This is a genomic window from Desulfomonilia bacterium (genome assembly GCA_036567785.1).
Taxonomy (GTDB): Bacteria; Desulfobacterota; Desulfomonilia; order UBA1062; family UBA1062; genus DATCTV01.
Genome location: DATCTV010000059.1, coordinates 1 through 1871 on the forward strand (window position 1 = coordinate 1; position 1871 = coordinate 1871).

General features: G+C 48.5%; 2 protein-coding genes. Both read right to left on the bottom strand.

All coding sequences use genetic code 11. From position 1 onward, the window contains the following. The coding region (locus tag VIS94_14860; protein HEY9162355.1) for a serine/threonine-protein kinase at window positions 1–591 on the bottom strand (591 nt) is incomplete at its 3' end. Window positions 592–758: 167 nt separating this feature from the next. Then, on the bottom strand, window positions 759–1871 hold a 1113-nt coding region (locus VIS94_14865; protein HEY9162356.1), incomplete at its 5' end, for an SUMF1/EgtB/PvdO family nonheme iron enzyme.

The window sequence follows — 1871 nt, forward strand, 5'->3', positions numbered from 1 at the left end:
AAAAAGCACACAACCCAGCGAATAGACATCCGTAGCCGGGCTCGCCGGCGGTTTTCCCCGCCATAATTCCGGTGCACGATAGGCCGGAGTGCCGACGATGCCAAGACTGGAAGATGCTCCCGATACCTGCACTGCGCGCGCCAGTCCGAAATCGCTGATTATTACCTCTTCTCGATTGTCGAACAAAATGTTGGCCGGTTTAATATCCCGATGGATCAATCCATCTTCATGCGCTGCCTGTAATCCAGTGCAGAGCTGATGCATGATTGTCAGAATTTTTTTGCAGGCAAGCGGACCTTCCTGGATTTTCATTTGCAGGCTGCCGCCGGACAAATACCTCATGGCAATAAATAACCGTCCATCGATATCATTCAATTCATAGATCGTTACTATATTCGGATGCTCCAATACAGACAGGACCTGGGCTTCTTTCTTGAAGCGTTCCACAAAATTCTCATCCACCATGAGCTGCGGATGCAGCACTTTGAGCGCCACATCCCTGCCCAGTGACATATCCGTGGCACGATAGACAATGCCGAATCCGCCTTTACCCAGTTGTTCATGCAGTTCATATTTGCCGAGTGTTGTCATCCATAAACCTCAGAGATTCTTATTGATAACCTTTCTTTGAAAATCAATTTGTCAACCCTTCCTAAAAGAAAATTTATCCCCCTTCGGTGGAGAATCCTTTGAGATTAGGTTTTGCATCCCAACCCCGAAGAAGAAGCCAGGAAACAGAATTCCAGCAGCCAGAACGCCTACGCTGAGAAAGCGCAACGGAACCCGATATAGCTAAGCCAGTCCGAAGGATCGAGCCCGTCGCGACTTGCCGAGCGGGTGTTGAGATCACTGCTGTTCCACGAACCGCCCCGCAGTACGCAATAACGACCGGTCTGCGGTCCAACCGGATTACGCGCGAGTGATGGGCTGTAGTATTCTTTTGCATACCAGTCGGCGGTCCATTCCCAGACATTGCCCGCCATATCCAGCGCACCATAGGGACTGGCGCCGGCCGGATAGCTGCCAACAGCCGTTGTATCCCCTACATTTCCACCATAATTTGCCAAATTATTGTCTGGTTTCTTATTTCCCCAAGGAAAAATTCTACCGTCCGTACCGCGAGCAGCCTTTTCCCATTTTGCCTCGGATGGCAGACGGATTTTCAGTCCTGTTTGAGCACACATCCATTTGCAAAATATGCTGGCATCCTCCCACGAGATGTTGACGGCAGGATGATCCTCTTTCCCCTCCTGATAATGCCAGCCAGATTTATTTTCATCCTTCTTGCTTGAAACGAATGCTTGATACTGTTGGTTGGTCACCGGATATTTCCCGATCCAGTATTCATCCAGATATACCCTGTGCTGCGGTTGTTCATCTTTGTCTGCTAAATGATCTATTTGTGGATCGCTGCCCATGATAAATTCACCGGCTGGAACACACACGAAATCCATCGTAACGCCAGGAGCAATTTCAACTGACATTTCGTTGCCAGAGAAATTTCGAATTATTTTTTCCCTATGGTCAATGCCTTTGATGATGGAAGCTGTTTTATTATTATGAATCGATTCATATTTCTTTTCTTCTACTGCATGGATAGATTGATAGGCACACTTAATCTCATCCAGTAATTGACCTGCATCCGTCTGTCTTTTAGCCGGATCTTTTTCTAATGCCTTTTTGAGAACCTGGATCAAACCGGATGGTGTTCCTGCCGGCCAGGTTTCGGGGAACTGCGGCCCGTCCACCAGATGCTGGGTGATGATCTCATCCGGCGTGTTTCCATCGAAAAGTATCTTTCTTGTGATCATCTCAAAAAGCACACAACCCAGCGAATAGACGTCCGTTGCCGGGCTTGCCGGCGGTTTTCC